Genomic DNA, 25,874 nt, shown 5'->3' on the forward strand with positions numbered 1-25,874 from the left:
GCTATTTTTTATCAAAGCTAATGCTCTTATCCGAGGAAACTGTGAGGGCCCTCTCTAATGCCTCTCTCATTGGTGTCGCGAGGCGCATTCGCTCGGCTATGGAATAGTCGTTTTGCTCGGAATGTCGCTGTCATGGCATCAGGGACCGCCGGTGCTCAGGCCATTACCATGGCGAGTGCTCCGGTTATTACACGGCTGTACGGGCCAGAAGCTTTCGGCATTCTGGGTACTTTCATGGCTATTTTAGCCGTGATGACGCCTATTGCTGCTTTGAACTATCCTATCGCAAGCGTTCTTCAGCGACGAGACGAAGATGCCTTGGGGGTGTTGAAGCTTAGTGCGGGCATCTCACTTGGTCTGACCAGCATATTGATGATTGGCGCCTGGTTCGTTGGTGAGAGTGCAATGGTGCTTTTGGGCGCCGAAGCAATTGGAAACTTTATCTATTTGTTACCGTTGGCCATGCTGTTCGCTGCCTGGATGCAGATGGCCCAACAATGGCTGATCAGGAAAAAGGCGTTTGGTGTAGTGGCCAGATCGGCAGTCGCTCATTCCCTGATTCTGAACATTGCGAAAGCTGTGGGAGGGCTGGTTCACCCCGTAGGTGCGGTGCTCATCACATTGGCGACTTTAGGTAATGCATTTCATGCGATGTTAATGCTGATTGGCATTCGGAGGAAAACGGTCTTTGAAAAGTGGAAACCCGAAGATGGCCAAGCGCCAACGGTCAGGGAGCTTGCTATTCGCCATCGGGATTTTCCATTGTATAGAATGCCACAAGACCTTATTAATGCAGGCTCACAAAGCCTGCCCATATTTATGCTAGCCGGCTTCTTCGGGCCAGCCGCCGCGGGATATTACACGCTCACCAAGAGCGTCATGGGGATGCCCAGCGCGCTCATTGGAAAGTCGGTTTATGATGTCTTTTACCCTCGCATTACTGCAGCCGCTCGGCAGGGTGAAGATGTAGTGTTGTTGATCGTGAAAGCTACGGCAGGGCTGTTGGTGATCGGAATTCTCCCATTCGGAATTATCATTGCCTTTGGTCCCTGGTTATTTGCATTTGTGTTTGGCCCGGACTGGATGCCGGCCGGTGAATATGCGCGCTGGCTCGCATTGTTTTTCTTTTTCAATTTCATTAACAAGCCGAGTGTTGCAGCCGTGCCTGTGATAGGTATCCAGCGTGGGCTTCTGGTTTATGAGGTTCTTAGTACTTCTGCCAAGGTCGCTGGTTTTGCGTTCGGCGTCTATATAGTGGGCGACGACGTATGGGCTGTTGCGGCGTTCTCGCTAATCGGCGTGTTCGCGTACTCGGCGATGATTTTATGGATTCTTAAAGCTGCTAAGAATAGGAAGTGGCATGAAAAAACAGGTTAATAAAGAACATTATGAGTTCGGCAGATATATCGAGAAACGCCGCTGGGCCAGTATGTGGCATCAGTTAGATGAAGTCTTGGCGTTTCAGCCGGAAACCGTGCTTGAAATCGGGCCAGGACCGGGAGTCTTCCAGGCCTTGGCCAACAAGTTCGGCCCACGAGTCGAAACTCTGGACCTGGACCCGGACCTGAACCCCGATCATATCTCCTCGGCGGACGCCATGCCGTTTCCCGACAATGCATTTGATGTGGTTTGCGCCTTTCAGATGCTGGAGCATGTTCCTTATGACACCAGCATGGCAATTTTTTCGGAAATGGCCCGGGTGGCCCATAAAGGTATTGTGATCTCTCTACCGGATGCGGCTGCTTGTTGGCCTTATTCTTTCCATATTCCCACGGTAGGGAAATTGAATATACTCATCCCTCGGCCAAGGGTACGCCCACCACAGCATGAATTTGATGGTGAGCATTATTGGGAGATTAATAAGGCCGGATATTCCTTAGATCGCGTTCAGAAAGATTTGGAGAAGGCAAGCAAGATGCGAGTAAGCAAGATGTTCCGTGTGCACGAGCACTCGTACCACCGATTTTTTATATTCAAGTGATGTTAAGATGTTTATAATTAAACAAAAATTTGAGCAGGCCTTTATATTAAACAAAGAACGGACAATGTTTTTTTACATAGTATTTGAAAGTTGCTAGTGTCGGGCTCTTCACCTCATATCCGTAGAAACTGAAGGAAGGTATTTTTTGTCGTCAAAAGAAGAATTCCGTGAAAGAAAAATTAAAATTCTCTATTTAATTGCTAACGAAGATATATTAACTCCTCTCTTGACCCGCCAAGTTATTGAGTTGCTAGTCAAAGAAAATGAGTTGGCTAATGGATCGATAGAAATAAAAATTTTATTTTTTCAATCTATTGCTTATTTGATTCGACGGATAAAAAATTTACTCTATTTAAGAAAAAAATTAAAGAGTAGTGGGATTTTACTTGTTATTATTCCAAGTCCAGTACCATGGCCAATACCAAATTTCACTTTGACCAAGACTGATAATGGGTACAGACCGAACGGTACTTGGAATAGAATTTCCGCTAAGTTCTTTGCATTCTATATGTTTCCGTTTCTTGCATACCAATACATCGTCAATATGGTGAATGTTTTCCATTCGCGATCCTACCCGCCTGCGTATGCAGTTATGCAATTTCAAAAAGTGTTTTGGAAAGTGAGGCACGTTTTTGATCCCCGTTCTGACTTTCCAGAAGAAAATGTGACAGCAGGAAGATGGGCTTCCGAGTCAAACGACTTTAAGTTTTGGAAAGAAGCTGAACGTCAAATATTAAGAAGTGCTCAGATTACGGCTTGCATTAGTAGAGAATATGTAGATCATTTTCAAGATTCAGTACGTGATTTCCCTTTCGTTTTGGCGCCGAATAATGTCGATACAAAAATATTCGCTTATAGTAATAATTTTCGTAAGCAACATCGGCAAGAACTAGGATGGTCCGAGGACGACCCTGTTTTCGTGTTTCTTGGCGGCATGTCTTCCGACGGCTGGCATAGGCCGGAATTTTATAAACGGTTTCTTGAGGTTGTGCGAGCTGAGGTTCCAAGTGCAAAGCTACTTTTGTTAATTCCCGCCCACGCTAATAACATAACTAAGACCTGTTTTGCTGGTGTTTCAGGTGTGGTTGTAAGGAACCCTAAATATGATGAGGTTCCCTCTTGGTTATCCATTGCTGATGTTGGGCTAATGTACATGCACAAGAGAAAAATTGCCGTTGGAACGAAAATTGGAGAGTATTTAGCCGTCGGTTTGCCTATATTTTGCAATTCTAATTGTTTGGGTACAAAAAGGTTTCTTGAGGAAAACCCGGGCGCGGGTGGTGTCTTTGACATTTCTCTTGGCGACTTGGATGTTACTACTAATCCACCTAAATTGGTTCAGGTTTCGGGATTTTTGGGTGATCGGGAGAGGTTGAGAAAGATGTGTGAAGATATGTTCAGCAACAATGTTATTGCGTCTTCCTATTTAATCATATATGAGAGTTTGAGTTCTAAATAATTCTTTTTTAAATACATTTGAGTAGACTGCGTTGAATGATTTTGTTTTCGAAAAGAAAGTGCTAGTTAATTATTTTATTCTTTTGCTTATTCCTTTATCGGCGTGGCTTTCAGCAGAAAGATTTTTCGGTTTGGATAAAGATTACCTTCAGTATCTGCAATTTTTTGAGTCAGCAGGGAGGGCGTATGATGGCAGATTTGAAATTGGTTTTGTTTGGCTGAACTTGTTAGTAAAAAGTGCTAGTTTATCCTTCTTTTGGGTTCTTTTTTTTTCGGCATTTATTTCTTTGTCTGCAAAGTTTTATTTAATTTCCAGGCAGAAAAATTCCTTATTTTTCTTGCTAGTTTATTTTATCCTTTTGTTTCCAATTCATGAGATGACGCAACTGAGGATTTCAATCTCACTTGGTTTTGCTTATCTCTCATTGTTTTTTTCAATCCGGGAACGTCTTTCATTTCGCGTCCTTGGCTTATTGGTTCTATCGGTGCTTTTTCATTGGTCATCCTTGTTGTTTTTTCCATTTGTCATATTTTCAAATATAATAAAGTCCAAGAATTTTTTTTTGATATTGTTGGTTTCTCTCATACCACCTATCGTAATTCATTCCTCGCTATCTCTTCTGGACTATCTGAATCCTCAAGTTTCCCACATGCTGAAAGTGGCCAGTGAAATGGATGCAAATCCATTCTCGTCCAGAAATATTACATTTATAATTATCATGCTTTTGGGGGTTGTGAATTTGAGGAAAATTCCCGAATCTTCGATGCCATGGTTCTATTTGAGTGTGGCGGGGTTGACTCTTTGGTATGGCTTGATGAGTGTTCCAGTATTCGCGCATCGAATCTTTGAGATGACGCTGTTTTCCTGTTTTTTTTGGATTAACAGTTTGCCAAAATATAGTCGTTTTTCTGCGCTGTCTCTTCTTTTTATTTTTTCAGTTTATTTGGTGTTTCGCATGCTTTATATTGAACCTCTATTTGGCGTTAATCGATGATTTCAATAGTCACGGTAAACTGGAACGCAGGCAACCAGCTAAAAGAATGCCTCGAGTCCATCATTGAACACGATAAAAACCAGGTTTCGCGCATCATCGTAGTCGACAACGGCTCCACCGACGGCTCTGCCGATGCGGTCGAGAGTTTGCCGGGCGTTAAGGCCATCCGCACCGGGAAAAACCTGGGCTTCGGTGCTGCATGCAATATAGGCGCAGCCGCTGCAAACTCCCCTTACATTCTTTTTCTGAACCCGGATACAAAATTAGAAGCGGATTCATTGTCAGTACCTCTTGCTTTCATGGAAGAACCTGAGAACGTATCGGTTGGCATTTGCGGTATTCAACTGATGGACGAGCATGGGCAGATTAGCCGCACCTGTGCGCGGTTTCCGACTCTGAGCCGGTTGGTCTCGTCCGCGTTGGGGCTGGATAAACTTCCCGGGCTGAAAGGCTCGGGCATTCACATGCAGGACTGGGATCACCTGAGCTCAAGTAATGTTGATCATGTGATGGGCGCTTTTTATCTCATTCGACGAGAGATCTTTGAGCAGGTTGGAGGATTTGACGAACGGTTCTTTGTGTACTTGGAAGACGTTGACCTTTCCAAAGTAGTAAGCGATGCCAGTTGGCACACCCATTACCTTATCGAAGCACAAGCCTTCCATGCCGGTGGCGGCACATCCAGTCAGGTAAAGGTCCATCGCTTGTTTTACTCACTCCGTAGCCGCCTGTTGTATGGCTTCAAACACTTTCCCCGCTGGCAGGCGGGTCTATTAGTGGCGGTTACCAATGTAGTGGAGCCATTTACCCGCTCAGCCTGGTGTCTGGTCCGTGGCGATCTTGAGGGCGTTAAACATACCTGGGCAGCATACCGCATGCTCTGGCGGGCTATGGGGCACATTCTTCGGGGTGATGGGCGGTATAACCCATGAAGGTGTTGTTGCTCTCCCGTTACGGCCCCCTGGGAGCCAGCTCCCGCCTCCGGTTTTTGCAGTATTTGCCCCACTTCCGCTCCCAGGGGCTGGAGGTAAGGGTGCAACCGCTGTTGTCCGATTCCTATTTGCAGGCGCTGTACGATGGCGGTTCCCGCTGGCGCGAGGTGTTGAAAGGTTTAATTGCCAGAGTTTGGGCATTGCTCGGCGCCAGGCGTTATGACGTTGTCATCATCGAAAAAGAGCTGTTTCCCTTTTTGCCCGCCTTTGCCGAGCGTTTTCTAGGGTTTCTTGGCGTGCCCTATGTGGTGGATTACGACGACGCGCTATTCCATCGGTATGATTGCCACACTAATCCGTGGGTCCGGCGGTTATTGGGCAAGAAGATTGATGTCGTTATGCGATTGGCCAGCTGTGTGGTTGCGGGTAATGAGTACCTGGCTGCACGGGGCCGTCAGGCCGGTGCCAGGCGAGTTGAGGTGATTCCCACGGTCGTCGATGCGAGCCGCTACCAGCCCGTGCAAAAGCCTGAAATCGGTGAGCTTATTGTCGGCTGGATAGGCACACCGCAAACAAGCCGCTATCTGGTGCCGTTATTACCGGTATTTGAGTCATTGAAGCAAAAGATGCCGGTGCGTTTCGTAGCGGTTGGCGCCAACCAGAGTGGTTTCGAGGGTTCGGCGGTGGAAGCCTGGCCGTGGTCGGAAGATTCGGAGGTGAAATCCGTACAGCAGTTTGATATCGGCATCATGCCGCTGGAGGACTCCCCTTGGGAGCGGGGCAAGTGCGGGTACAAATTGATTCAGTACATGGCCACCAGGGTGCCGGTCGTGGCTTCGCCGGTTGGGGTTAACGTCGATATTGTGTCGAATAGCCAGTGCGGGCTATTGGCCGCAACGGCCGACGAATGGGAAACGGCACTCGGCCGGCTTTTGAGCGATCGGGAGGTGCGGCAGGATTACGGAAGAGCCGGCCGGCAAGCCGTTGAGCGTACATACTCGCTTGATGCGCAGAAAGCAGTTTTCGAGCGGGTTGTTGTTCACGCTGCAACCGGCGTGGAGGCCTGATATGTGCGGGCTCATTGGGTTCACGCCGTCGCCCTCGATTAATAATATTGCAACAGCCAAGGCCATGAGTGCCACCATCACCCACCGCGGCCCCGACAGCGAGGGTGTCTGGTGGGATGAATCCTCGCCCGTGGTGCTGGGGCATCGCCGGCTTTCAATCCTCGACCTTTCTCCCGCTGGCCACCAGCCCATGGTGTCGGAGTGTGAGCGGTACGTTATCGCCTTCAACGGCGAAATCTACAATCATTTAACGTTGCGGGCCCGGTTAGAAGCCGAGCAAAAAGCGCCTGCCTGGCGCGGCCATTCGGATACCGAGACCCTGTTAGCCTGTTTTTCGGCTTGGGGCATTGAGGCAACCCTGAAAGCAACGGTCGGCATGTTCGCTATCGCCCTCTGGGATCAGCAAGAGCAGGTCTTGACGCTCGCAAGGGACCGCATGGGCGAAAAGCCTCTGTACTGGGGGTGGTGTAACGACGTTCTGATGTTTGGCTCCGAGTTGAAGGCACTCAAGGCTCACCCGGCGTTTGAAGCGGAGGTGGATCGCGATGCGCTGACCTTGTTGTTGCGCCATTGCTATATTCCCGCCCCGTACAGTATTTACAAGGGCATCCAGAAGCTCATGCCCGGGCATTATGTCCATATTGCGCTCGGGAGCGCAGCGCGGAATGCTAAAACGGCTGAGCCGAGAGCCTTCTGGCGTGTGAATGACGTTGTCGAGCAAGGCCTGGCGGACCCTTTCAGCGGCACGCCTGAAGATGCTGTCAACCAATTGGAGCACCAGCTTTCAGCTAGCATTTCCGACCAGATGCTGGCGGATGTGCCCCTGGGTGCTTTTCTCAGCGGCGGTATCGACAGCAGTTCGATTGTGGCCTTGATGCAGGCGCAGTCCGCACGTCCGGTTCGTACCTTTACCATCGGGTTCGAGCAGGCCGGTTATAACGAAGCCACCCATGCGAAAGCCGTTGCCGGGCATCTCGGCACGGACCACACGGAACTTTATGTATGCCCGCACGAAGCCCAGGTGGTGATTCCAAAGTTGCCGGATATCTATTGCGAGCCGTTCAGTGACAGCTCGCAGATCCCGACATTCCTGGTCAGCCAGATGGCTCGGCAGCAGGTCACCGTGGCACTGAGCGGAGATGGCGGCGATGAATTGTTCAGTGGATATAACCGTTATATGGCGGCCCGAAAAGTCTGGGGCCCGGTGCAGCGCTTGCCGCTGTTTGCCCGGCGCGCTGCGGTCGGACTATTGCGCGGGCTACCTCCAACCACCTGGGACAGATTGTTCGACTGGGCAAGGCCGGTGTTGCCCAAACGCTTGCAGCTTTCGATTCCCGGAGAGAAGGCGCGCAAGCTGGCGGATGTACTGGCGCTGTCAGGTGGTCATGACTTTTATCGCCAACTCACCAGCCACTGGACCGACCCCGCCAGCTTGGTGATTGGCGGTGCGGAACCGCAAACGCTGATCACAGATCCGGCCGCTTGGCCGAAAACCGACAGCCTTGAGCACGCCATGATGGCGATGGATGCGCAAACCTACATGGCCGACGACATCCTCACTAAGGTAGACCGTGCCGCCATGGCCAACGGTCTGGAAACTCGGGTGCCGATGCTGGACCACCGCGTGGTCGAACTCGCCTGGCGTATGCCATTGGATCTCAAAATCCGTGAAGGGCAGGGGAAATGGCTGCTGCGGCAGGTTTTGTATAAGCACGTACCCAGGGGATTGATTGAGAGGCCGAAAATGGGGTTTGGTATTCCGTTGGATGCCTGGCTGCGCGGACCGCTCAGAGAGTGGGTTGAAGCACTGCTGGATGAAAACCGCCTGAGTCGGGAAGGCTATTTCCATCCGGCACCGATCCGTACTATGTGGGCGGAACACCTGAGTGGTAAACAGAACTGGCAGTATCATCTTTGGAGTGTGTTGATGTTTCAAGCGTGGCTGGAAGTCAATCATTCGTGAAAAAACTTCTTTTTGTTGTAAATGCCCCCGAATTCTTTTTGTCGCATCGGTTGCCGATCGCTCTCGCCGCACGCGAGGCAGGATATGACGTGCATGTTGCATCTGCGGACGGGGGCGCCGTCAGGGAAATTCGGCACCTGGGCCTGGCACACCACACCGTTGCCATTGCCAGGAGCGGTCAAAACCCGCTTGCAGAGGTGGGGTCTATTATCAGTTTGTATCGGTTATTTCGGGAATTAAAGCCGGACTTGGTGCATCTGATTACTATCAAACCGGTCTTGTACGGCGGCATTGCCGCCCGTCTGGCAGGGGAGCCTGCCGTAGTTGCCGCCATTTCCGGTTTGGGAACCATTTTTGTTGCGCAGTCAGTGGGTGCTCGTGCTCGCCGTATATTGGTTTCGGGGCTTTATCGATTGGCATTCAGCCAGCGACGCCTTGCCGTGATTTTTCAGAACCCGGATGATCGTGATGGATTATTGGCGATGAACGCACTACGCAAAGATCAGGTGCGCATGATTCGTGGCTCCGGTGTGAGTCTCGCCGATTATTCGTTTTTACCAGAACCTGAAGGCACTCCGGTGGTTGTGATGGCCGCCCGGTTATTGTTGGACAAGGGCGTGTATGAGTTCGTTGAAGCAGCCCGGCTGTTAAGGTCTCGGGGTATTGAAGTGGCGATGCGCCTCATTGGTGCGCCGGACCCGGGAAACCCCACCAGCGTAGGGCCGGGGGAACTGGACACCTGGCATGCCGAAGGTGTTGTCGAACTGCTTGGCTACCGCTCTGATATCGCTAAGCAGTACGCAGCAGCTAATGTCGTATGTTTACCTTCCTATTATGGAGAAGGGCTACCGAAAACTCTTGTTGAAGCGGCCGCTTGCGGTCGAGCAGTAATAACAACAAATCACCCTGGTTGCCGCGATGCTATAGAGCCAGATGTGACCGGCGTTCTGGTGCCAGTGAAAAACGCGCCGGCACTGGCTGATGCCATTCAGGCGCTTATTGAAACACCTGAGCGCCGGTTACGCATGGGCAAGGCCGGTCGAGAACTGGCAGAGAGAGCCTTTTCTATAGATCGTATTGTGGAACAGCACTTGGCGATTTACAAAGAGTTGTTAGAGGATGTCTGAACGGATATTGGTCACGGGCGCGACTGGTTTTGTCGGCGGCCCATTAATAACGCGGTTGGCCGCTGAGCCAGGTTTTGAGATTTGGGGGGCTGCTCGCGCGAAGCGCGGGGATAGTCCATTCGCGTTTATTGCGGTAGGTGAGATTGATGGTGATACAGATTGGTCTGAGGCACTACAGGGCCAACGAGTCGTAGTTCATGCCGCCGCTCGCGCACATATTATGGATGATTCGGCTGCGGATCCGCTTACCGAGTTTCGGCGTGTGAATGTAGGTGGCACGCTCAACCTTGCTCGCCAGGCGGCCGTGGCCGGCATTCGGCGCTTTGTATTTATCAGCTCAATAAAAGTTAATGGGGAACAGACTGTATCGGGCAAGTGTTTTACTGCTAGTGATACTCCGGCTCCAGAAGACCCTTACGGAACCTCAAAATTGGAAGCCGAACAGGGCCTTCAGCAGATCGCCCAAGAAACGGGCATGGAAGTGGTAATTATCCGCCCGCCGTTGGTCTACGGCCCCGGTGTGAAAGGTAACTTCGCCATTATGGCGAGGCTGGTTGCGAAAGGCCTGCCTTTGCCATTGGGGGCTATCCACAACAAACGTTCTCTGGTCGCGCTGGATAATCTGGTAGACCTAATCATCACCTGCATTGATCACCCCTCCGCTGCGAATCAGGTGTTTCTGGCCGGCGACGGGGAAGATCTTTCCACGTCGGAGCTGTTGCGGCGTGTGGGCATCGCTATGGGCAAGCCCGCACGATTGTTGCCAGTACCCGCCGCGTTGTTGCAGTTTGGAGCCGCCGTTTTGGGCAAGAAAGCCATGGCGCAGCGATTGTTGGGGTCGCTACAAGTGGATATTTCCAAAACCCGGCGTATGTTGGATTGGGAGCCGCCGGTATCGGTGGACGAAGGGCTGAGGCGCTGTTTCAAAAAAGACCTGGATGGGTAATGTGATTCGTTTTTTGGATGTGGTGTTTTCATTGGCTGGGCTGGTTTTCGGGCTTCCGGTACTGGTGATGCTTTATGTGCTGGGGCTGTTTGATACTGGCTCCCCCTTATTCCGCCAGGAGCGGGTAGGTCGGGGTAGGCAGCCGTTTACGCTGGTGAAATTTCGCACCATGAAAGTGGAGACGGCCTCGGTAGCCAGCCATCTGGCGAATACGGCGTCCATCACTCGCTTTGGGCGTTTCCTGCGCCGCACCAAACTGGATGAACTTCCTCAGCTCTGGAACGTGTTAAAAGGGGAGATGAGTCTTGTGGGGCCGCGGCCGTGTCTGTTCAACCAGGAAGAGTTGATTGAAGAGAGGAAGTCCAGAGGTGTGCTTCAGGCCCGTCCAGGTATCACCGGACTGGCTCAGATTAACGATATCGACATGTCCACGCCACGTTTATTGGCTGAAACGGATGCTAGGATGTTAGAGGCTCTGAGCTTGAAAAATTACTTTCGTTATATTGTTTACACGGTACTTGGGAAGGGTGCTGGTGATCGCATAAAGGGCTGATCGTGATCAATACATTTTTAAACCTGCCACGAATACAGAAACGAATCATATCCGTTGCCTCGGATATGGTCGTTTTATTCTTTGCCATATGGGCGGCATACGCTTTACGGCTTGAGCAGCAACTGTGGGTGCCTAATCGTGATCAGTTGGTGGTGGCGGCCATCACCGTGGTCTTTACCATTGCTGTTTTTATCCGCCTTGGCCTGTACAGGGCGGTGATTCGTTATCTGGGGGATAGGGCGTTTATTACCATTATCTATGGTGTTGCTCTGTCGGCCTTGTCGCTCATTGTTCTTGGTTATCTTCTTCAGGTATTTGTTCCCCGCTCCGTGCCTATTATCTATGGGGCACTGGCTTTTATCTTTGTCAGCGGGTCAAGGTTGGGTGTACGGATGATCGTTAACCACCCCAAGCAGATGGCCAAGGAAGCGGTTGCCATCGTTGGTTCAGGCGAAACCGGCATGCAGCTGGCGTCTGCCCTGGAGCAGGGCACGGAATACCGGCCGGTCGTTTTCGTCACGTTTGACCGGGCCAACCACAAATCCATGGTCAATGGTTTGCCGGTGGTCAGCATTCATCACATCGCCAAGCACATGCCCAGGCATCGGGTGCAGCGGATATTGCTGGCGCTGGATGAAGACACACAGATCGATCGCAAGAAGCTGCTAAAACAGTTGGAGCCACTCTCGATTCCGGTCCAGACCGTTCCTTCAATGTCGGAGTTGGTAGCAGGCCAGGCGCGGATCAACGATATCCGGGATCTGGAAATCGAGGACCTGCTGGGGCGGGATCCTGTGCGGCCGGATTCGGCCGTTGTCGCCAAAAGCCTGTATCAGAAGTCCGTGATGGTGACCGGCGCGGGTGGTTCGATTGGCTCTGAGCTATGTCGCCAGATTATCCGGCATCGCCCTCGTACGCTGGTGCTGTTTGAGCAATCCGAATTTTCCCTTTACGCCATTGAGCGGGAGCTAAGTTCCATCAATCAGGTCGAGGGCCTTGAGGTGGAGCTGCATCCGCTGCTCGGTAACGTGAGCCACCGGCGCCGCTGCGAATCTGCCATGCGGGCGTTTGGTGTACAGACGGTATACCATGCCGCCGCCTATAAGCATGTGCCGCTGGTGGAACATAATGTGATTGAGGGTGTGCAGAACAATGTGTTCGGCACCTGGCATGCCGCCGAAGCCGCAATCGCTGCCGGTGTTGAACGGTTTGTGTTGATTTCCACGGATAAGGCCGTTCGCCCCACCAATGTGATGGGCGCCAGCAAGCGGTTGGCGGAGCTGGTGTTGCAGGCATTGGCGCAGCGGCAGCAGAAGACGGTGTTTTCCATGGTGCGGTTCGGCAACGTGCTGGGGTCTTCCGGCTCGGTGGTGCCCCTTTTCCGGGACCAGATTCGCGATGGTGGGCCCATTACGGTAACCCACCCGGATATCATCCGTTATTTCATGACCATTCCGGAAGCCGGCCAGTTGGTGTTGCAGGCTGGTAGCATTGGCCTGGGCGGCGAGGTGTTTGTGCTGGATATGGGCGAGCCGGTGAAAATTGCCGACCTGGCCCGGAAGATGATTCACTTGATGGGCCTGGACGAGAAAACGGACAGTCACCCTGGCGGCGATATTGAGGTAACGTTTACCGGCCTTCGTCCGGGAGAGAAGCTCTATGAGGAGCTGCTGATTGGTGATGACCCACAGGGTACGTCGCACCCGCGGATCATGATGGCGCGGGAAGTCTCCTTGCCTTGGGATCAGGTTGAAGACTTTCTCAGTCAATTGCAGCGCGCCAGCCAGACCTTCGATTGCGGAGCCGTTATTGATGTGCTGAAGAATGCGAAAACGGGGTATGCGCCCAATGGCAACCTGGAAGATCTGGTTTGGTGCAACGGACAGTCAAGCTTGGTGGCGACAACAGAGAGCCAGGGTGAGAAGGTTCGCCGTTTATCCGTGTAGGTCGGATTAGGCGAAGCCGTAATCTTACAAGAGCCGTAGCCTGATGGGTGTGGGGCTCGCCCGGAGGTGGGGGACAACTGAAATGGCTAACAGAGCCTCGAAAGCTTATGCTTGAAGTATTAAGCTTGGCTGCCAAAGGGCAAATCATCACTCTCCGTAGTAGGGTAAGTGCGACATGAGATTAGCTCTCAAAGAGATTCAGATCATTAAAGCCTCAGTGGAAGCGATTTTCGGGTCTGAAGCCCGTGTTTCCTTATTTGGTTCACGCACTGATGACACTGCCAGAGGTGGAGATATTGACCTGCTTGTAAAGGTGGATATCGTCATTGAGCATCCCGCTTGGGATGTTGCAAGACTGCAGGCTAAAATCATCAGGCAACTGGGGGAAAGGAAAGTAGACGTACTTCTGGACGCACCGAATATGCCGAGAGCTCCCATCCACCATATCGCTCAGTCGCAGGGGGTGGCTTTGTGAAATTGGCGCCAGAGGTAAAAGAGCGGTTAAGATTTTTAACTCGAGTGGTTGATAAGGAAATAAAGCATCTGGAATATGCAGCTGACCAGACTTTTGGCGTTCCATTGGTTTTAGCAGCTGTCGAAAAGCTAGATGCGAATCCCGAATTGGCGATGCGGATAGAGGCTTTCACGAGCCGATTTTGTCGATTGCAGGATACGCTCGGCGATAAATTGCTACCTGTATTGTTGAAAGCTTTGGGCGAGCCAGAACGGGCACTGCTGATTAACCTGGAAAAAGCAGAGAAATACGGTTGGCTGGAGTCATCTGAACATTGGCTTGCTTTAAGGCAGTTGCGAAATCAGATGATTCATGAATACATCGAAAACGCCCAAACGTTGTTTGATGCTTTGACTACAGCCTACGATAATACGGATTTCTTGAAGGACTTTGCTGACAAGCTGGAACGGCAAACTTCCGATCTCTTGGAATGAATCGATTCCTGGCTGCATCGTTCCTCAATAGCTGGCGAGCCACCAATAAGTGGCGTTAAAAGCAAGGTTGCTGTCTCATGTCTGAAAATATCGTCTGGCACCACCAGAAAGTCACCCGGGCGGATCGGGCCTCTATCAAGAGCCAGAGCCCCTGCCTGCTATGGTTTACCGGGCTGAGTGGTTCCGGCAAGTCTACGATCGCGAACGCACTGGATGTAGCGCTGTTTGAGCGTGGCTATCACACCTTCCTGTTGGATGGCGACAATGTGCGCCACGGCCTGAACAAGGACCTCGGATTTTCCGATGAGGGTCGTGTTGAGAACATCCGCCGTATTGGCGAGGTCAGTAAACTGTTTACGGACGCCGGAGTGATCGTGCTCAGTGCGTTTATTTCCCCGTTCACCACGGACAGACGTTTGGTACGTAACCTGTTCCCGGCGGGTGAGTTCATCGAAGTCTTTATGGATACACCTCTCCAGACCTGTGAAGAGAGGGACCCAAAAGGCCTTTATGAGAAGGCCCGGGCAGGCAAGATCAAGAACTTTACGGGCATTGACTCCCCCTATGAAGCACCGGAGCGGCCAGAGGTGCGCCTGGATACATCGCAGATGTCGGTGGAGGATTGTGTAAACCGGCTGATCAGCTACCTGCTTGATCGACAACTGATTTTCACGCCGTCGCAAGCTACCGGAGCATAAGGGCCTATGGCGTGGGAAGCCATTGTTACCCTGCTGACCCTGTTCTCGGTTCTTGCAGCTCTGGTGATTACACGGGTATCGGCCGACCTGGTGTTGATGGCGGCCCTGGCGTTTCTTCTGATTACCGGCATTCTTGGGCCGGTTGATGCGTTGGCCGGGTTTGCCAACCCTGGGGTGATTACCATTGCCACGTTGTACGTGGTGGCTGCCGGCCTGAAGGAAACTGGGGCTGTGCAATGGATTGCCCGTTTACTTCTGGGGCATCCCAAGACCGAAAAAACTGCCCAGCTGCGAATGTTGGCGCCCACGGGCATTCTTAGCGGATTTATGAACAACACCGCTGTTGTAGCCATGTTTATCCCCGCCATCCAGGACTGGGCCCAGCGCTTGGGTATTCCATCCTCCCGCCTTCTCTTACCCTTGAGCTATGCCGCGATTCTGGGCGGTACTTGCACGTTGATTGGTACCAGTACCAATCTGGTGGTGGACGGTATGTTGCAAGCGCGCCTGGGGATAAATCTGGGGTTGTTTGAGTTGGCGTGGGTTGGTGTGCCTCTGTTGTTGGTGGGCGGTTGCTACCTGGTGTTGGTGGCCTCCCGGATACTGCCGGATCGGGGTGGCATGCGGGAGGAGCTGGAGCAGGTTCGGGAATACGGTGTAGAGGTGGAAGTGGACGGCAATGGCCCATTGGTGGGCAAAACCGTGGCACAGGCTGGTTTACGGGCGCTCAACTATGGCTACCTGACGGAGATTGACCGGGGAGGCCGGCTGATTACGGCGGTAGAACCGGACCGGATGCTGCAACCAGAGGATAAGTTGTATTTCGTAGGGGCGCCGGAGTGCGCCAGTGAGCTTCGACGGATTCAAGGTCTGAAGCCTGCCCATGCCAGTATCCAGAAACTGGACTTGGCCAATCATCAGCGCTGTTTGGTGGAGGTGGTGTTGGGGCAGGAGTTCACGGGACTGGGGAAGACAGTGCGGGAGAGCCGTTTCCGTACTCGTTTTAACGCCGCGATTCTTTCGATTTCCCGTGAGGGTAATCGGGTGCCGGGCAAACTGGGCGATATCACCTTCCGGATGGGCGACACCCTGTTGCTGGAAGCCAGCCACCAGTTTGTGGAGCAGTATCGTTTCCGGCGGGACTTCCTGTTGGTTAGTGCCCTGAATGATTCCACTCCACCGGATTTCCACAAAGCGCCTCGCGCCCTCGGAATTCTGTTGCTGATGGTTGTGGCCAGTGCCACCGGATTGTTGCAGATCATCGAGGCGGCGTTCCTGGCCGCGGGCGCGATGATTGTGACGGGCTGCATTACGGCAAGCCGCGCCCGCCGCAGTGTGGATTTGCCGGTACTGGTGGTGATTGCGGCCTCCTTTGCGCTGGGCAATGCGATGACGGAAACCGGCGGAGCCGAATGGGTGGCCACCAGCCTGCTTGGCCTGTTCGGCCCCCTGACGCCCTGGCTGGCGCTGGCGTTGGTTTATATCCTTACGGCGGCGTTTACCGAAGCCATCACCAATAACGCGGCGGCAGTGCTGATGTTTCCCATCGCGCTGGCGGTGTCTGAGCAATTGGGCGTTGATTTCCTGCCGTTTGCGGTGGCCGTGATGTTCGCCGCGTCTGCCTCGTTTATTACGCCGCTGGGATACCAGACCAATCTGATGGTTTATGGTCCTGGCCGATATCAGTTCATGGATTATGTGCGTTTGGGCTTTCCGTTGAGCCTGCTCGTAGGGTCGACCGCAATCGGTTTAATCCCTTTTGTCTGGGGGTTTTGATCGGATTGGGAATATACTGACAAAAGCGGATTATGAACAACAAGGACGTGTTTGATGATCGAGATAAAACACCACGGAGCTGTGACCGGCGTAACAGGATCCTGCCATGAACTGCTTGTTGGCGATTCTGGCATTCTGATTGATTGTGGCCTGTTCCAGGGCGAAGATTCGAGTAACGGCGCCAGTGCCTCGAATCTGTCCATTGATTTTCCCGTCGACCACATTCGTGCGTTGGTGGTCACCCACGTACACATCGACCATGTCGGTCGCATTCCCTATCTTCTTGCCGCCGGATTTGAGGGGCCGATTATCTGTTCGGAACCTACGGCCATTATGTTGCCGGAAATTCTCGAGGATGCCCTGAAGATTGGTTTTACCCGGGACCGGGTGGTGATTGAGAGTACCTACGGTGACAAGGATCATGAGAGCCGGGAAGAGCGTCGCTATCGGCTGAAGGCAGTGCTGGAGCATGCCCTTGAAGATGGTGGCACGGTGCTGGTGCCCGCGTTTAGCATTGGGCGAACGCAGGAGTTGCTGTACGAGATTGAAAGCCTGATCCATGAGTTCGGTAGTGATGATGTTACGCCGAAGCCACCGAATTGGTCAGCCAGGGTCGGCACCCGTTGTCGTTCGAACAACTCACGGTGATCAACGGCCATGAAGACCACCTCAATGCCGTCGACTACCTGGCTAAATCCCATCGCCCCTGTGTGGTACTGGCTGGCTCAGGTATGTGTGCCGGGGGCAGGGTGGTGAATTACCTGAAGGCCATGCTGGCGGACAAGCGCAATGACGTGTTGTTTGTTGGCTACCAGGCCAAGGGCACTCCGGGCCGGGATATTCTCACCTATGGGCCACGAGGTGGCTGGGTGGAACTGGATGGTGCGCGTTATGAGATCCACGCCCGGGTTCATCAGGTGGGTGGCTACTCGGCTCATGCAGGCCAGTCGGATTTGGTACGGTTTGTGAGTGGTATAGAATCACCACCTTCGGAAATCCGGATTGTGCATGGGGATATGCGAGCTAAAGAATCACTGAAAAGCCAATTTCATTCCGCTGGACTAACGGGGATAATGATCCCTGGTTTGGCGTAAACCAGTTATTTGCTATTAAAGGATTGTTGGAATCATGAAAAAGATCGCCGTCGTCGGCCTTGGATATGTTGGCCTGCCTTTGGCCGCAGCGTTTGGGGAAAAGCGCGAGGTTGTTGGTTTTGATATTAATGTGAAGCGAATTGCTGAGCTAAAAGACGGCGTGGATTTTACACGTGAGGTGTCTCGCGAAGAGTTGGCCGCTTCCAAAGGATTGTCGTTTTCGGATTCCTTGGACGGCATCCGCGATTGCCAGATTTTCATTGTAACAGTGCCGACACCTATCGATGAATTCAAATCCCCGGATTTAACGCCTTTGGTTAAAGCCAGTGAGAGCGTTGGTAGCGTGCTCAAACGCGGCGATATTGTTATTTATGAGTCTACGGTTTACCCGGGTGCTACGGAAGAAGTCTGTGTCCCCATTCTGGAAAAAGTATCCGGCCTTGTCTTCAATCGGGACTTTCACGCCGGTTACAGCCCGGAGCGAATTAACCCCGGTGATAAAGAGCATCGTATTACCACAATCAAAAAGGTGACTTCAGGCTCTACTCCAGCCATCGCTGATGAAGTGGATGCGCTTTATGCGGGTATTATTACCGCCGGCACTCATAAGGCCAGTTCCATCAAGGTGGCCGAAGCGGCCAAGGTGATTGAGAACACCCAGCGCGATTTGAACATTGCGTTGATGAATGAGTTATCAATGATTTTTTCCAAGCTTAAAATTGATACTCACGAAGTAATCGCCGCCGCATCGACCAAGTGGAACTTCCTTCCGTTTAAACCGGGGCTGGTTGGCGGACACTGCATTGGTGTGGACCCGTACTACCTGACCCACAAGGCCCAGGCGATTGGTTATCATCCGGAAATTATCCTGTCTGGACGCCGCGTGAACGATAATATGGGCCCGTATGCAGCGTCTGAATTGGTGAAGGCCATGATTAAGGCAGGGCATACCGTCGCGAACGCTCGCGTGTTGATCATGGGCTTTACATTTAAAGAGAATTGCCCGGATTTACGTAATACCCGCGTCATTGATGTCGTTAAAGAGCTATCCGAGTTTGGTTGTCGGGTAGACGTGACAGATTGCTGGGCAAACAATGAAGAAGCTGAGCATGAGTACGGCATTACATTGAGCCAGAACCCGGAAAAATCACAGTACGATGCGGTTCTTCTGGCGGTTCCGCACCGGGAATATGTCGGGCGTTCTTCCCATGATCTGCGCGAATACATGAAAGATAATGGAGTGTTGTTTGATCTGAAAGGTGTATTGCCATTGGGTGAGGCCGATTTGCGGTTATGATTGTGCTCTCTATTTAAATAAAACCAGCTTTCGGGCTGGTTTTTTTATGGATTACTGTTTTGTAAATGAATTACTTTGCCAAGTTTCCATTTATAGCTTATTATCGATTTTGACTTTTCGGTCATATCAATTGTAATAAAACTAATAGGGGTTTATATCCATGGCAAAGATTAACGATTACTACCAGAAAAAACAGCTTATGGAAAAGCTCTCTGAAGAACTGGCGAAATTGGAGCAGGATCAGGCACTGAAAAGCGAGCTTGAGTTTGAAAACAAGGTTCGTGACCTGATGAAAAAGTATGACAAGTCGCCGAAAGATGTTCTCCAGATTCTGGGCGCCATTGATCCGTCCATTTCCGGAGCCAAAGCTGACACGTCCACCGGCAGCCGTCCCAAGCGCCCGATGAAGACCTACAAGAACCCGAACACGGGTGAAGTGGTCAAGACACGTGGTGGCAACCACAAGGTATTGAACGAGTGGCGCCAGAAGCATGGCAAGGAAACTGTGCAGAGCTGGCAGCAGGATTAAGTTCTCCGCTCCCTTTCCCGCGAGGGGAGAGGGGGCTTAAGGGGGCGAGGTAAGCGGGCAGCTGCCTTAGCCCCTCTCATCAAATACCATCACGCGATTCCTCCCTCCTTCCTTTGCCGCATACAATGCCTCATCTGCCTGCTGTAACCATTGCATATGATTCTCCGGCCCATCTGTTAAGGGGGCGATACCAATGCTGACGGTGTACTGGATTGGCGCCACGGTGGTTTGAACTATGCTATTCTGGATGGCTTCTCTTATGCGCTCGCAAATCACCCTGGCACCTTCAACATCGGTTTCCGGCAGGATGATGCCGAATTCTTCGCCGCCGTAGCGACCGGGACTGTCTGATTGCCGAAGGCTTTCTTTCATGACTTTGGCGGTGTACTTGATGACTTCATCCCCGGCCAGGTGTCCGTATGTGTCGTTCACAGCTTTGAAGTGGTCTATGTCGAACATGATCAGGCAGGTGTTGTGGCCGTAACGGCGGTAGCGTTCGTATTCGGCGTCGAGCAGGTTTTCCCAGGTTCCTCGGTTGAGCAGGCCGGTCAGGCGGTCAGTCATGCTCAGCTTGGCCAGTTGCTCGTTGGCGGTTTCCAGTGCCCGCTTGCTGGTGGCGATGTCGGTGACGTCGTAGATCATCAGGCAGATTTTCTCGACCTGCCCATCCGGCCCTGAGAGAGGGCTGATGGTCAGGTTCTGGAACATGAAGTCTTCGGTGCCGGTGATCGGCCGTGTATTGCGAAAGCGGAACAGGTAGGGCCGCTGTTCCCAGGAGGTGAATGCCCGGGTGTTGAGCATGGCGACCGAGTCCACCTTGCGGGTTAGCCAGGCTTTGGGGATGTCCGGGAACACGTCAAACAGAACCTGCTCGCGAACCTTGCTGGCGGTGATGCCGCTGTGATGTTCCATAAAGCCGTTCCAGGCCTGCACCCGGAAATCCAGGTCCAGCACCACCAGGCCGACTTCCACCGATTCCAGCATGTCCACCAGCCAATGGAAGGTGCTTGCTTGTATCTCTTTCATGGCCATGGTTAATCCACCAGGTACTGTAGTCGTTGTTCCAGGAAAGGGACTGAGTCTTCCGTCAGCAGTACCAGCACGTCGCAACGGATGTCCCGGTCTTCCAGTTCATAACTGATCTCAATACACAGCAGCTTTTCCTGGCGTGTGCTGTGGTGTTCCAGAAGATCTCCGATCTGTCGATGTTGGCCCAGGACGGTGGGATGACCAAGGCCGAGCTTGAGGTCTAACTGGTCGCCAATGCCCTTAAGGAAGGCGCCAAACAGGATGCTGGACATATCCATCAGCACTTCCACCTGGATGCTCCCGGTATCCAGGTCGTCGTAATGGAGCAGTTCGGCCATGTCATTGAAGCTGGCGTCGGCAAACAAGAGAAGAGCTTCGCCCGCAATGCCCGCGCCGGTGAATCCCTGGCAGACGGCGGAGTAACTGCTGTCGGCCTGAGCAGCGGAGATCGCCATGCTGAGTTCCGAGCGGGCAATCATTTCCACCCTGGGTATGGGCTGTTTGACAAAAACGCGCAGCAATCTTGCCAGCAGATCGGACGAGCGGCCCATGGCAACATTGGCGATTTCCTGGAGATAGTCGTTCAGGCTAATCGGGGTGTCTGCTGCAGGGATGTCGGTGGTGGCGTGCTCTTGGTTTTTCGCCAGATCTTCAGCGCGCAGAAAACCATAGTCCCGAAGTAGCTGTGAAACCAGGTCGGTGTCCGTGGGTTTTTTTATAAATTCGATGGCGCCGAGTTTGCGGACTCGAGCGCGAGCTTCCGGTTGAATATCGCCGGAAACGACGATCGTCAACACCGGGAGATCCTCTTTCAGAATGGCGTCCAACACCTGGTAGCCATCCATCTCCGGCATGTTGAGGTCCAGAAACATCAATTCGCCGGCACCGGCACGGAGCTTTTCCAGGGCGTTGCGGCCATCGAATGCGAAGGTAACTTCAGCGTTCCAGTTTTTGGGTAGAGCGCGGGCCATCTGTTTTCGGGCAAGTGAGGAGTCATCGCAGATGAGAACGCGAGTGGTCATGGGGGCTCCGTTTATTATTTCGCCTCAGTATAGCAGTGCCTGATCCGAATTCTATGCCCTGTGAACTATCTCACTCTATTGGCCCGGTTGCCTGGGATATAGTGCTTCTGCGGTCATAATAAGAATTGATTCAGAGACACAACACTATGAGACAGGATGCTTGTTGGTATGCTGTTCCTCTCACCATTTGCCTGGGTATGTCGCCTGTTGCCCTGGCAGAGTTGGAGCCTATTTCCGATCGGGAAATGAGCCAGGTGCAAGGGCAGGCAATGATGACGGTGGATCATGTGGATGGAGTGAACCACCGGTTTACCCGCGTGACACTGGGAGTGGATGCAGAAACCCGGTTGAACGCCGACGGTGTGGTGATGGGCGGGGATGATTCCGGCGCCGATCTCGACATCAAGAATTTCGCGCTCGGCCATTATGTGCGCGACGACACCCGTGTCCAGATTGACGGCAATACCTACAACGTGGACGACGTGGTCCCGTTTGAAGGTGTTGAGCCCTACCTCGAACTGGCTGAACGGGAGGGGCAACTCTCCGGTTTCCGCTTTGGCCTGAACCAGGCGCGGGGCACGCTGTCTGGCGAGATTGCCAGCTTCAGCGGCAACCTGAACCTGAAAATCAACGATGCCGACGGCAACCCGGTGGACGCCATGCTCTTCGATGACGCCGGAGTGGCCACGAACTACCGGGCAACCCAGATAGGCCTGGCGGGTGAGGACGGAACCTGCAGCCAATGTGTGCCACTGACCAATCTGTTGTCCATGGATATTGGCGTGGACAATGGCGATGACACGGTTGGCTTTACGGAGGATCTGTTCCTGGCGTTCCAGCGCGAATCCGTGGACTGGCAGAACCTGGGCGGTGCAGGCGCTATCCAGGGGCCGGAAGGCGTGTTCCTGAACCTGCCCACCAGCATGACGCTGGACATGCAGACCCTGCAAAACGGCGTTCAGCGGGAGCGCACGCATTACGTGGATCGCGGTACCGGGATGTTTTGATTACACTACCCTGCATTCAATCGATTCACGTAATGCAGGAGTTCTCTCGGTGATCCGCTCTTTCTACTGGCACGACTACGAAACCTTTGGTGTCGACCCCATACACGATCGTCCGTCCCAGTTTGCCGGTGTGCGTACCGATGCGGACCTGAACATCATCGAGGACCCTCTGATCATCTACTGCGCGCCTGCGGACGACTACGTACCGTCGCCGGAGGCCTGCCTGATAACCGGTATTACTCCGCAAAAGGCGCTGGAAAACGGCTTTCCCGAGGCGGAGTTTATCGCTCAGATCAATGAGGCTTTCAGCCAGCCTGGCACTTGCGCTGTGGGCTACAACAGCCTGCGTTTCGATGACGAAGTATCTCGCCACACCCTGTACCGCAATCTTCGCGATCCCTATGCCCGGGAATGGCAGAACGGCAATTCGCGCTGGGATATCATCGATATGGTGCGCCTGACCTACGCGCTGAGGCCTGAGGGCATCCACTGGCCAAAGAAGGAAGACGGTAGCCCCAGTTTCAAGCTGGAAGAGCTCACGGTCGCCAACGGCATCGCCCATGAAGCCGCTCACGATGCCCTGTCTGATGTGGAGGCCACCATCGCGGTGGCGAAGCTGATCAAGGAGAAGCAGCCCAAGCTGTTTGAATTTGTACTGCAAAACAAGGACAAGCACTCTGCCCGCGCCATGCTGGATACCGCCAGCATGAAACCGGTGTTCCATATTTCCGCCAAGTACCCGGCCACCCGTGGCTGCTGCGCAATGGTGGCTCCCGTTGCGGATCACCCCACCAACAAAAACCTGGTGATCGCGTACGACCTGCGCGAAGACCCCAGCGAGCTGATCCACGCCACGCCTGCGCAGATCCGTGAGCGGGTATTTACTTCCCAGGCAGAGTTAGGGGAGGGCATGAGCCGTTTTCCACTCAAAGGCGTGCAGCTGAACAAGTGCCCGGTACTGGCCCCGGCCACTATGCTGAAATCCCTGTCCGAAGAGCGGCTGGCCGAGCTGGAACTGGACGGTGACAAGCTGCGGGAGCACCTGGCCATTTTGCGCAAGGCGCCGGATCTGTCAGCCCGAATTGCCCAGGCTTTCGATCAGCCCCATGAAGGAGATCTGACGGACCCGGACGAACAGCTCTATGCCGGTGGCTTTATTGGCAAAACCGACCGCGAGAAGCTCAACTGGCTATTGCAACAGCCGGTGGAAACACTGGGCGAGCAGGAAGTACGGTTTGAGGATAGTCGCCTGGACGAAATGCTATTCCGTTATCGAGCCAGGAATTACCCCAATACGCTGATCGGTGAAGAAATGGAGCGCTGGGAAGAATTCCGCAGCCAGCGCTTGATGAACCCGAAGAAAGGTTGGCGATCTCTGGAGGCGTTTGGGCATGAACTGCAACGCCTGGCCGCCGATCCGGAGCTCACGCCGGATCGGCGGCACGTTCTGGAGGAGCTTCACCTTTACGGTGAGTCCCTGATTCCTTACGTCTAACGGCGGCGCTGAAAGTACACCGATAACCCTTGGCCCATCAAACTCTGCACTTCGCTACCCAGCGCCTCTGCCTGGATTTGTTGCTGCACAGGCTTGGTGGCCAGGCTGTGGCCGTCGGTATCCCGGGCTTTCACCAATTTCCAGTCCACTTCGTTGCTGAGCAGTGCCATCAGTTCTTTCAACTGCCCGGTGTCCTGTTCACTGAACCAACGGTCGCGGCAGCCGCCCAGTCCGTAGAAGTCGTTTTCGGCGATCAAGGACTGCCATACGGGATCCCGTTGGTTCGTCAGTACCATGCGCCGGAGCTGGCGCAGGGCGGTACGTGTGGGCTGCAGGCCGTGTTGGGCGATCAGGCGTCGGATCTGTTTGTCGCCGTCGGTCTGTTCGTTGACAGCGGTGTTCATATGGACGACAGCACCGTTGCCGGTCGCTGAACTGACCAGGGCCGCCAGAGACACGTCAGTCATGTGGGTCGAGGGCAGGCGCCCGATTTCGATCCAGTGCACCTTGTGCTCGTCGGCGACAAATTGCTGCGCGATGGACCAGGGCCAGAACACGATGTTGCTGATGCCCATCTCGCCCGAGAGTCGCGTTGCCTTGGCGACGTTGGCCAGGGATTCGTCCACGGCGATTACTTCCACGTCTTTCAGGTAGTGCGCCAGTTCCATGGCGCGCTGGCCGGACTGTGCGCCACACACCATGATCCGGAGCGTTTCCGGCAGTTGTTCGGTATTCATGCCTAGCTCTGTCGCCATCATGGTTTTCAGGCTGGTCTCGGAACGGTAGGCGAGTTTCGACCAGTTGGGCCAGGCCTGGGGAACGTCGGTTTTCTCCAGGCAAAGCTCGGCTGATTTCTCGTCGAAACTCTGTTTGATGGCCTCTTCCGAGGCGCGGTTGTAGTAGCTGGCGGCGATCATCCCCTGCATGGCAACTGGCCAGTCCACCAGGTTCCAGCGGCCAAGCTGCACTGCATACTTCTGATGGAACAGAGCACCGTACATGGCACTGACGATCAGCGAACCGATCATACCGTCCTGTTGCTCGCCCATGGCAAGTTGCGCGCAGATGCTGTCATTGATGGCAGAGGCCAGCCGCTCTTCGTCGTCTTCCGCAGTCAGGGCGTAACCGGTGCGATCAGCGTAAACCGCCAGAGCCAGCGCCAGTGGCTGGAGTTCGTCCCGCAGTTCAACGGTCTGCGCGACTTCAGCGATGACCGCCCGGCGCAGCAACGTGACCAGCTCTTCCACGGCGGGGTCCGGCATCAGGGTTTTTTCCAGTGCCAGGATCAGCAGTTCGTCTTCGCTGGCGGCGCCCAGATCGACCTGGGCATTCGGGTTTTCCAGATCGTACTGCTGGCGGATGATGGCGCCTACGAACCGGCCGATTTCCTGGTGGGGCAGGCCGTCATGACGTAGCAGGAGAATGGCATCGCGGGCCAGTTTGGTATCGGCCCGGTTTACATCCAGGTGCTCGGCGCAGGTCAGCATGCCGCTGTAGATAGACGGCCATTCCAGGCCCGTCTCCAGCAGTTTGCGGTAGTGCAGGTAAGCCACATCGAACTGACCCTGCAGCCGCTTGGCATGGGCAACCCCGCCAAAGGCGGCGGCAGATTGCCGGTCTATCTCCAGCGCTTGAATGAAATACTGCTCCGCCAGGGCCGGGCGCTCGGACTTGATTGCCCAGTAGCCCAGGTTGGTGAATTGTTGGGACTGTGCCGGGTCATGGCTCAGGCTATCGGTGAACAGGGTGTGTGCCTTATCAAGCGCGCCGTCATCCATTTCCACGCGCCCCAGCAAGCCCAGCGCGCCTGCGTTGCCGGGTTCCTGTGCCAGAACCTCATTCAGGTAGTCACGGCATTCCTGCCGCGCCTTGAAACGCTGAACCAGCGATGTCGGGCTGTTGGACTCCGCATAAGCCAGGTTTGCCTGCAACAGTAGCCGCGCAATGTGGGCTTTTTGTGCGTCTGTGGCATGGATGTTGTGTTGTGCTTGCATGGGGCTACCTCTTTGAA

22 protein-coding genes and 1 pseudogene are annotated in these 25,874 nt (G+C 53.5%); 20 read left to right on the top strand and 3 right to left on the bottom strand.

Annotated features, from left to right (window positions below):
- Window positions 1–57: 57 nt before the first annotated feature.
- From AC13D2_RS12360 to AC13D2_RS12445, 18 genes and pseudogenes are all read left to right on the top strand, one after another.
- Entirely contained in the window at window positions 58–1,377 is a 1,320-nt protein-coding gene (locus tag AC13D2_RS12360) for a lipopolysaccharide biosynthesis protein (RefSeq protein WP_482938687.1), read from the top strand.
- On the top strand, window positions 1,361–1,981 hold the full coding sequence (locus tag AC13D2_RS12365) for a class I SAM-dependent methyltransferase (RefSeq protein ID WP_482938688.1): 621 nt from the start codon (window positions 1,361–1,363) through the stop codon (window positions 1,979–1,981). The genes AC13D2_RS12360 and AC13D2_RS12365 overlap by 17 nt, the downstream gene beginning before the upstream one ends.
- A 145-nt stretch (window positions 1,982–2,126) precedes the next feature.
- A complete protein-coding gene (locus AC13D2_RS12370) occupies window positions 2,127–3,440 on the top strand; it encodes a glycosyltransferase family protein (RefSeq protein WP_482938689.1) in 1,314 nt (437 codons plus the stop codon).
- 31 nt (window positions 3,441–3,471) lie between these two features.
- Window positions 3,472–4,434, top strand: coding sequence for an EpsG family protein (locus AC13D2_RS12375; protein ID WP_482938690.1), 963 nt, complete (start codon window positions 3,472–3,474; stop codon window positions 4,432–4,434).
- Window positions 4,431–5,366 (top strand): glycosyltransferase family 2 protein, encoded by a 936-nt coding sequence (locus tag AC13D2_RS12380; RefSeq protein ID WP_482938691.1) that lies wholly within the window; start codon window positions 4,431–4,433, stop codon window positions 5,364–5,366. The genes AC13D2_RS12375 and AC13D2_RS12380 overlap by 4 nt, the downstream gene beginning before the upstream one ends.
- Window positions 5,363–6,433 carry a glycosyltransferase family 4 protein gene (locus AC13D2_RS12385; protein ID WP_482938692.1) on the top strand — a complete coding sequence of 357 codons (1,071 nt, stop codon included), beginning with the start codon at window positions 5,363–5,365 and terminating at the stop codon, window positions 6,431–6,433. Before AC13D2_RS12380 ends, AC13D2_RS12385 begins: the two co-directional genes overlap by 4 nt.
- A 1-nt stretch (window position 6,434) precedes the next feature.
- The gene (gene asnB, locus AC13D2_RS12390; RefSeq protein WP_482938693.1) at window positions 6,435–8,396 is read left to right on the top strand and encodes an asparagine synthase (glutamine-hydrolyzing); all 1,962 of its coding nucleotides are present in this window, start codon (window positions 6,435–6,437) and stop codon (window positions 8,394–8,396) included.
- The gene (locus AC13D2_RS12395) at window positions 8,393–9,523 is read left to right on the top strand and encodes a glycosyltransferase family 4 protein (RefSeq protein WP_482938694.1); all 1,131 of its coding nucleotides are present in this window, start codon (window positions 8,393–8,395) and stop codon (window positions 9,521–9,523) included. The genes asnB and AC13D2_RS12395 overlap by 4 nt, the downstream gene beginning before the upstream one ends.
- Window positions 9,516–10,469 carry a UDP-glucose 4-epimerase family protein gene (locus AC13D2_RS12400; protein ID WP_482938695.1) on the top strand — a complete coding sequence of 318 codons (954 nt, stop codon included), beginning with the start codon at window positions 9,516–9,518 and terminating at the stop codon, window positions 10,467–10,469. The genes AC13D2_RS12395 and AC13D2_RS12400 overlap by 8 nt, the downstream gene beginning before the upstream one ends.
- A gap of 1 nt (window position 10,470) precedes the next feature.
- Window positions 10,471–11,022 (top strand): sugar transferase, encoded by a 552-nt coding sequence (locus tag AC13D2_RS12405; protein WP_482938696.1) that lies wholly within the window; start codon window positions 10,471–10,473, stop codon window positions 11,020–11,022.
- Between the two features lie 2 nt (window positions 11,023–11,024).
- A complete protein-coding gene (locus AC13D2_RS12410) occupies window positions 11,025–12,968 on the top strand; it encodes a polysaccharide biosynthesis protein (RefSeq protein WP_482938697.1) in 1,944 nt (647 codons plus the stop codon).
- Window positions 12,969–13,143: 175 nt separating this feature from the next.
- A complete protein-coding gene (locus AC13D2_RS12415; RefSeq protein ID WP_482938698.1) occupies window positions 13,144–13,443 on the top strand; it encodes a nucleotidyltransferase domain-containing protein in 300 nt (99 codons plus the stop codon).
- Window positions 13,440–13,916 carry a hypothetical protein gene (locus AC13D2_RS12420; protein WP_482938699.1) on the top strand — a complete coding sequence of 159 codons (477 nt, stop codon included), beginning with the start codon at window positions 13,440–13,442 and terminating at the stop codon, window positions 13,914–13,916. The genes AC13D2_RS12415 and AC13D2_RS12420 overlap by 4 nt, the downstream gene beginning before the upstream one ends.
- Window positions 13,917–13,993: 77 nt before the next feature.
- Complete coding sequence (cysC, locus tag AC13D2_RS12425) at window positions 13,994–14,614, top strand: adenylyl-sulfate kinase (RefSeq protein ID WP_300494083.1); 621 nt, start codon at window positions 13,994–13,996, stop codon at window positions 14,612–14,614.
- Between the two features lie 6 nt (window positions 14,615–14,620).
- Window positions 14,621–16,390, top strand: a complete 1,770-nt coding sequence (locus AC13D2_RS12430; RefSeq protein WP_292047517.1) for an SLC13 family permease — start codon at window positions 14,621–14,623, stop codon at window positions 16,388–16,390.
- Window positions 16,391–16,444: 54 nt separating this feature from the next.
- Window positions 16,445–17,484, top strand: a pseudogene (locus tag AC13D2_RS12435) (MBL fold metallo-hydrolase RNA specificity domain-containing protein).
- Window positions 17,485–17,518: 34 nt separating this feature from the next.
- On the top strand, window positions 17,519–18,781 hold the full coding sequence (gene tviB / locus AC13D2_RS12440) for a Vi polysaccharide biosynthesis UDP-N-acetylglucosamine C-6 dehydrogenase TviB (RefSeq protein ID WP_482938700.1): 1,263 nt from the start codon (window positions 17,519–17,521) through the stop codon (window positions 18,779–18,781).
- A gap of 160 nt (window positions 18,782–18,941) precedes the next feature.
- Window positions 18,942–19,310 carry a histone-like nucleoid-structuring protein, MvaT/MvaU family gene (locus AC13D2_RS12445; RefSeq protein WP_286931499.1) on the top strand — a complete coding sequence of 123 codons (369 nt, stop codon included), beginning with the start codon at window positions 18,942–18,944 and terminating at the stop codon, window positions 19,308–19,310.
- 66 nt (window positions 19,311–19,376) lie between these two features.
- Here the strand turns inward: AC13D2_RS12445 and AC13D2_RS12450 are convergent, their stop codons facing one another.
- Together AC13D2_RS12450 and AC13D2_RS12455 are read right to left on the bottom strand one after the other, a co-directional pair.
- Complete coding sequence (locus AC13D2_RS12450) at window positions 19,377–20,342, bottom strand: GGDEF domain-containing protein (RefSeq protein ID WP_292047522.1); 966 nt, start codon at window positions 20,340–20,342, stop codon at window positions 19,377–19,379.
- Between the two features lie 2 nt (window positions 20,343–20,344).
- Window positions 20,345–21,361 carry a response regulator gene (locus tag AC13D2_RS12455; protein WP_482938701.1) on the bottom strand — a complete coding sequence of 339 codons (1,017 nt, stop codon included), beginning with the start codon at window positions 21,359–21,361 and terminating at the stop codon, window positions 20,345–20,347.
- Window positions 21,362–21,507: 146 nt separating this feature from the next.
- On the opposite strand from AC13D2_RS12455, the gene AC13D2_RS12460 reads away from it, so the two are divergent.
- Both AC13D2_RS12460 and sbcB read left to right on the top strand, forming a co-directional pair.
- Window positions 21,508–22,368, top strand: a complete 861-nt coding sequence (locus AC13D2_RS12460) for a hypothetical protein (RefSeq protein WP_482938702.1) — start codon at window positions 21,508–21,510, stop codon at window positions 22,366–22,368.
- A gap of 49 nt (window positions 22,369–22,417) precedes the next feature.
- Window positions 22,418–23,863, top strand: a complete 1,446-nt coding sequence (gene sbcB / locus AC13D2_RS12465) for an exodeoxyribonuclease I (RefSeq protein WP_292047526.1) — start codon at window positions 22,418–22,420, stop codon at window positions 23,861–23,863.
- Here the strand turns inward: sbcB and AC13D2_RS12470 are convergent.
- On the bottom strand, window positions 23,860–25,857 hold the full coding sequence (locus AC13D2_RS12470) for a tetratricopeptide repeat protein (RefSeq protein ID WP_482938703.1): 1,998 nt from the start codon (window positions 25,855–25,857) through the stop codon (window positions 23,860–23,862). The two genes, sbcB and AC13D2_RS12470, sit on opposite strands and share 4 nt — an antisense overlap.
- Window positions 25,858–25,874: the final 17 nt, after the last annotated feature.

The organism is Marinobacter sp. B-12 (assembly GCF_056857915.1).

What these genes read in the sequence shown, in the direction of transcription:
- AC13D2_RS12360 (WP_482938687.1), top strand. Translation starts at nt 58, where the DNA reads ATGCCTCTCTCATTGGTGTCGCGAGGCGCATTCGCTCGGCTATGGAAT.
- AC13D2_RS12365 (WP_482938688.1), top strand. Translation starts at nt 1,361, where the DNA reads ATGAAAAAACAGGTTAATAAAGAACATTATGAGTTCGGCAGATATATC.
- AC13D2_RS12380 (WP_482938691.1), top strand. Translation starts at nt 4,431, where the DNA reads ATGATTTCAATAGTCACGGTAAACTGGAACGCAGGCAACCAGCTAAAA.
- AC13D2_RS12385 (WP_482938692.1), top strand. Translation starts at nt 5,363, where the DNA reads ATGAAGGTGTTGTTGCTCTCCCGTTACGGCCCCCTGGGAGCCAGCTCC.
- asnB (WP_482938693.1), top strand. Translation starts at nt 6,435, where the DNA reads ATGTGCGGGCTCATTGGGTTCACGCCGTCGCCCTCGATTAATAATATT.
- AC13D2_RS12400 (WP_482938695.1), top strand. Translation starts at nt 9,516, where the DNA reads ATGTCTGAACGGATATTGGTCACGGGCGCGACTGGTTTTGTCGGCGGC.
- AC13D2_RS12415 (WP_482938698.1), top strand. Translation starts at nt 13,144, where the DNA reads ATGAGATTAGCTCTCAAAGAGATTCAGATCATTAAAGCCTCAGTGGAA.
- cysC (WP_300494083.1), top strand. Translation starts at nt 13,994, where the DNA reads ATGTCTGAAAATATCGTCTGGCACCACCAGAAAGTCACCCGGGCGGAT.
- AC13D2_RS12430 (WP_292047517.1), top strand. Translation starts at nt 14,621, where the DNA reads ATGGCGTGGGAAGCCATTGTTACCCTGCTGACCCTGTTCTCGGTTCTT.
- tviB (WP_482938700.1), top strand. Translation starts at nt 17,519, where the DNA reads ATGAAAAAGATCGCCGTCGTCGGCCTTGGATATGTTGGCCTGCCTTTG.
- AC13D2_RS12445 (WP_286931499.1), top strand. Translation starts at nt 18,942, where the DNA reads ATGGCAAAGATTAACGATTACTACCAGAAAAAACAGCTTATGGAAAAG.
- AC13D2_RS12450 (WP_292047522.1), bottom strand. Translation starts at nt 20,342, where the DNA reads ATGGCCATGAAAGAGATACAAGCAAGCACCTTCCATTGGCTGGTGGAC.
- AC13D2_RS12455 (WP_482938701.1), bottom strand. Translation starts at nt 21,361, where the DNA reads ATGACCACTCGCGTTCTCATCTGCGATGACTCCTCACTTGCCCGAAAA.
- AC13D2_RS12460 (WP_482938702.1), top strand. Translation starts at nt 21,508, where the DNA reads ATGAGACAGGATGCTTGTTGGTATGCTGTTCCTCTCACCATTTGCCTG.
- AC13D2_RS12470 (WP_482938703.1), bottom strand. Translation starts at nt 25,857, where the DNA reads ATGCAAGCACAACACAACATCCATGCCACAGACGCACAAAAAGCCCAC.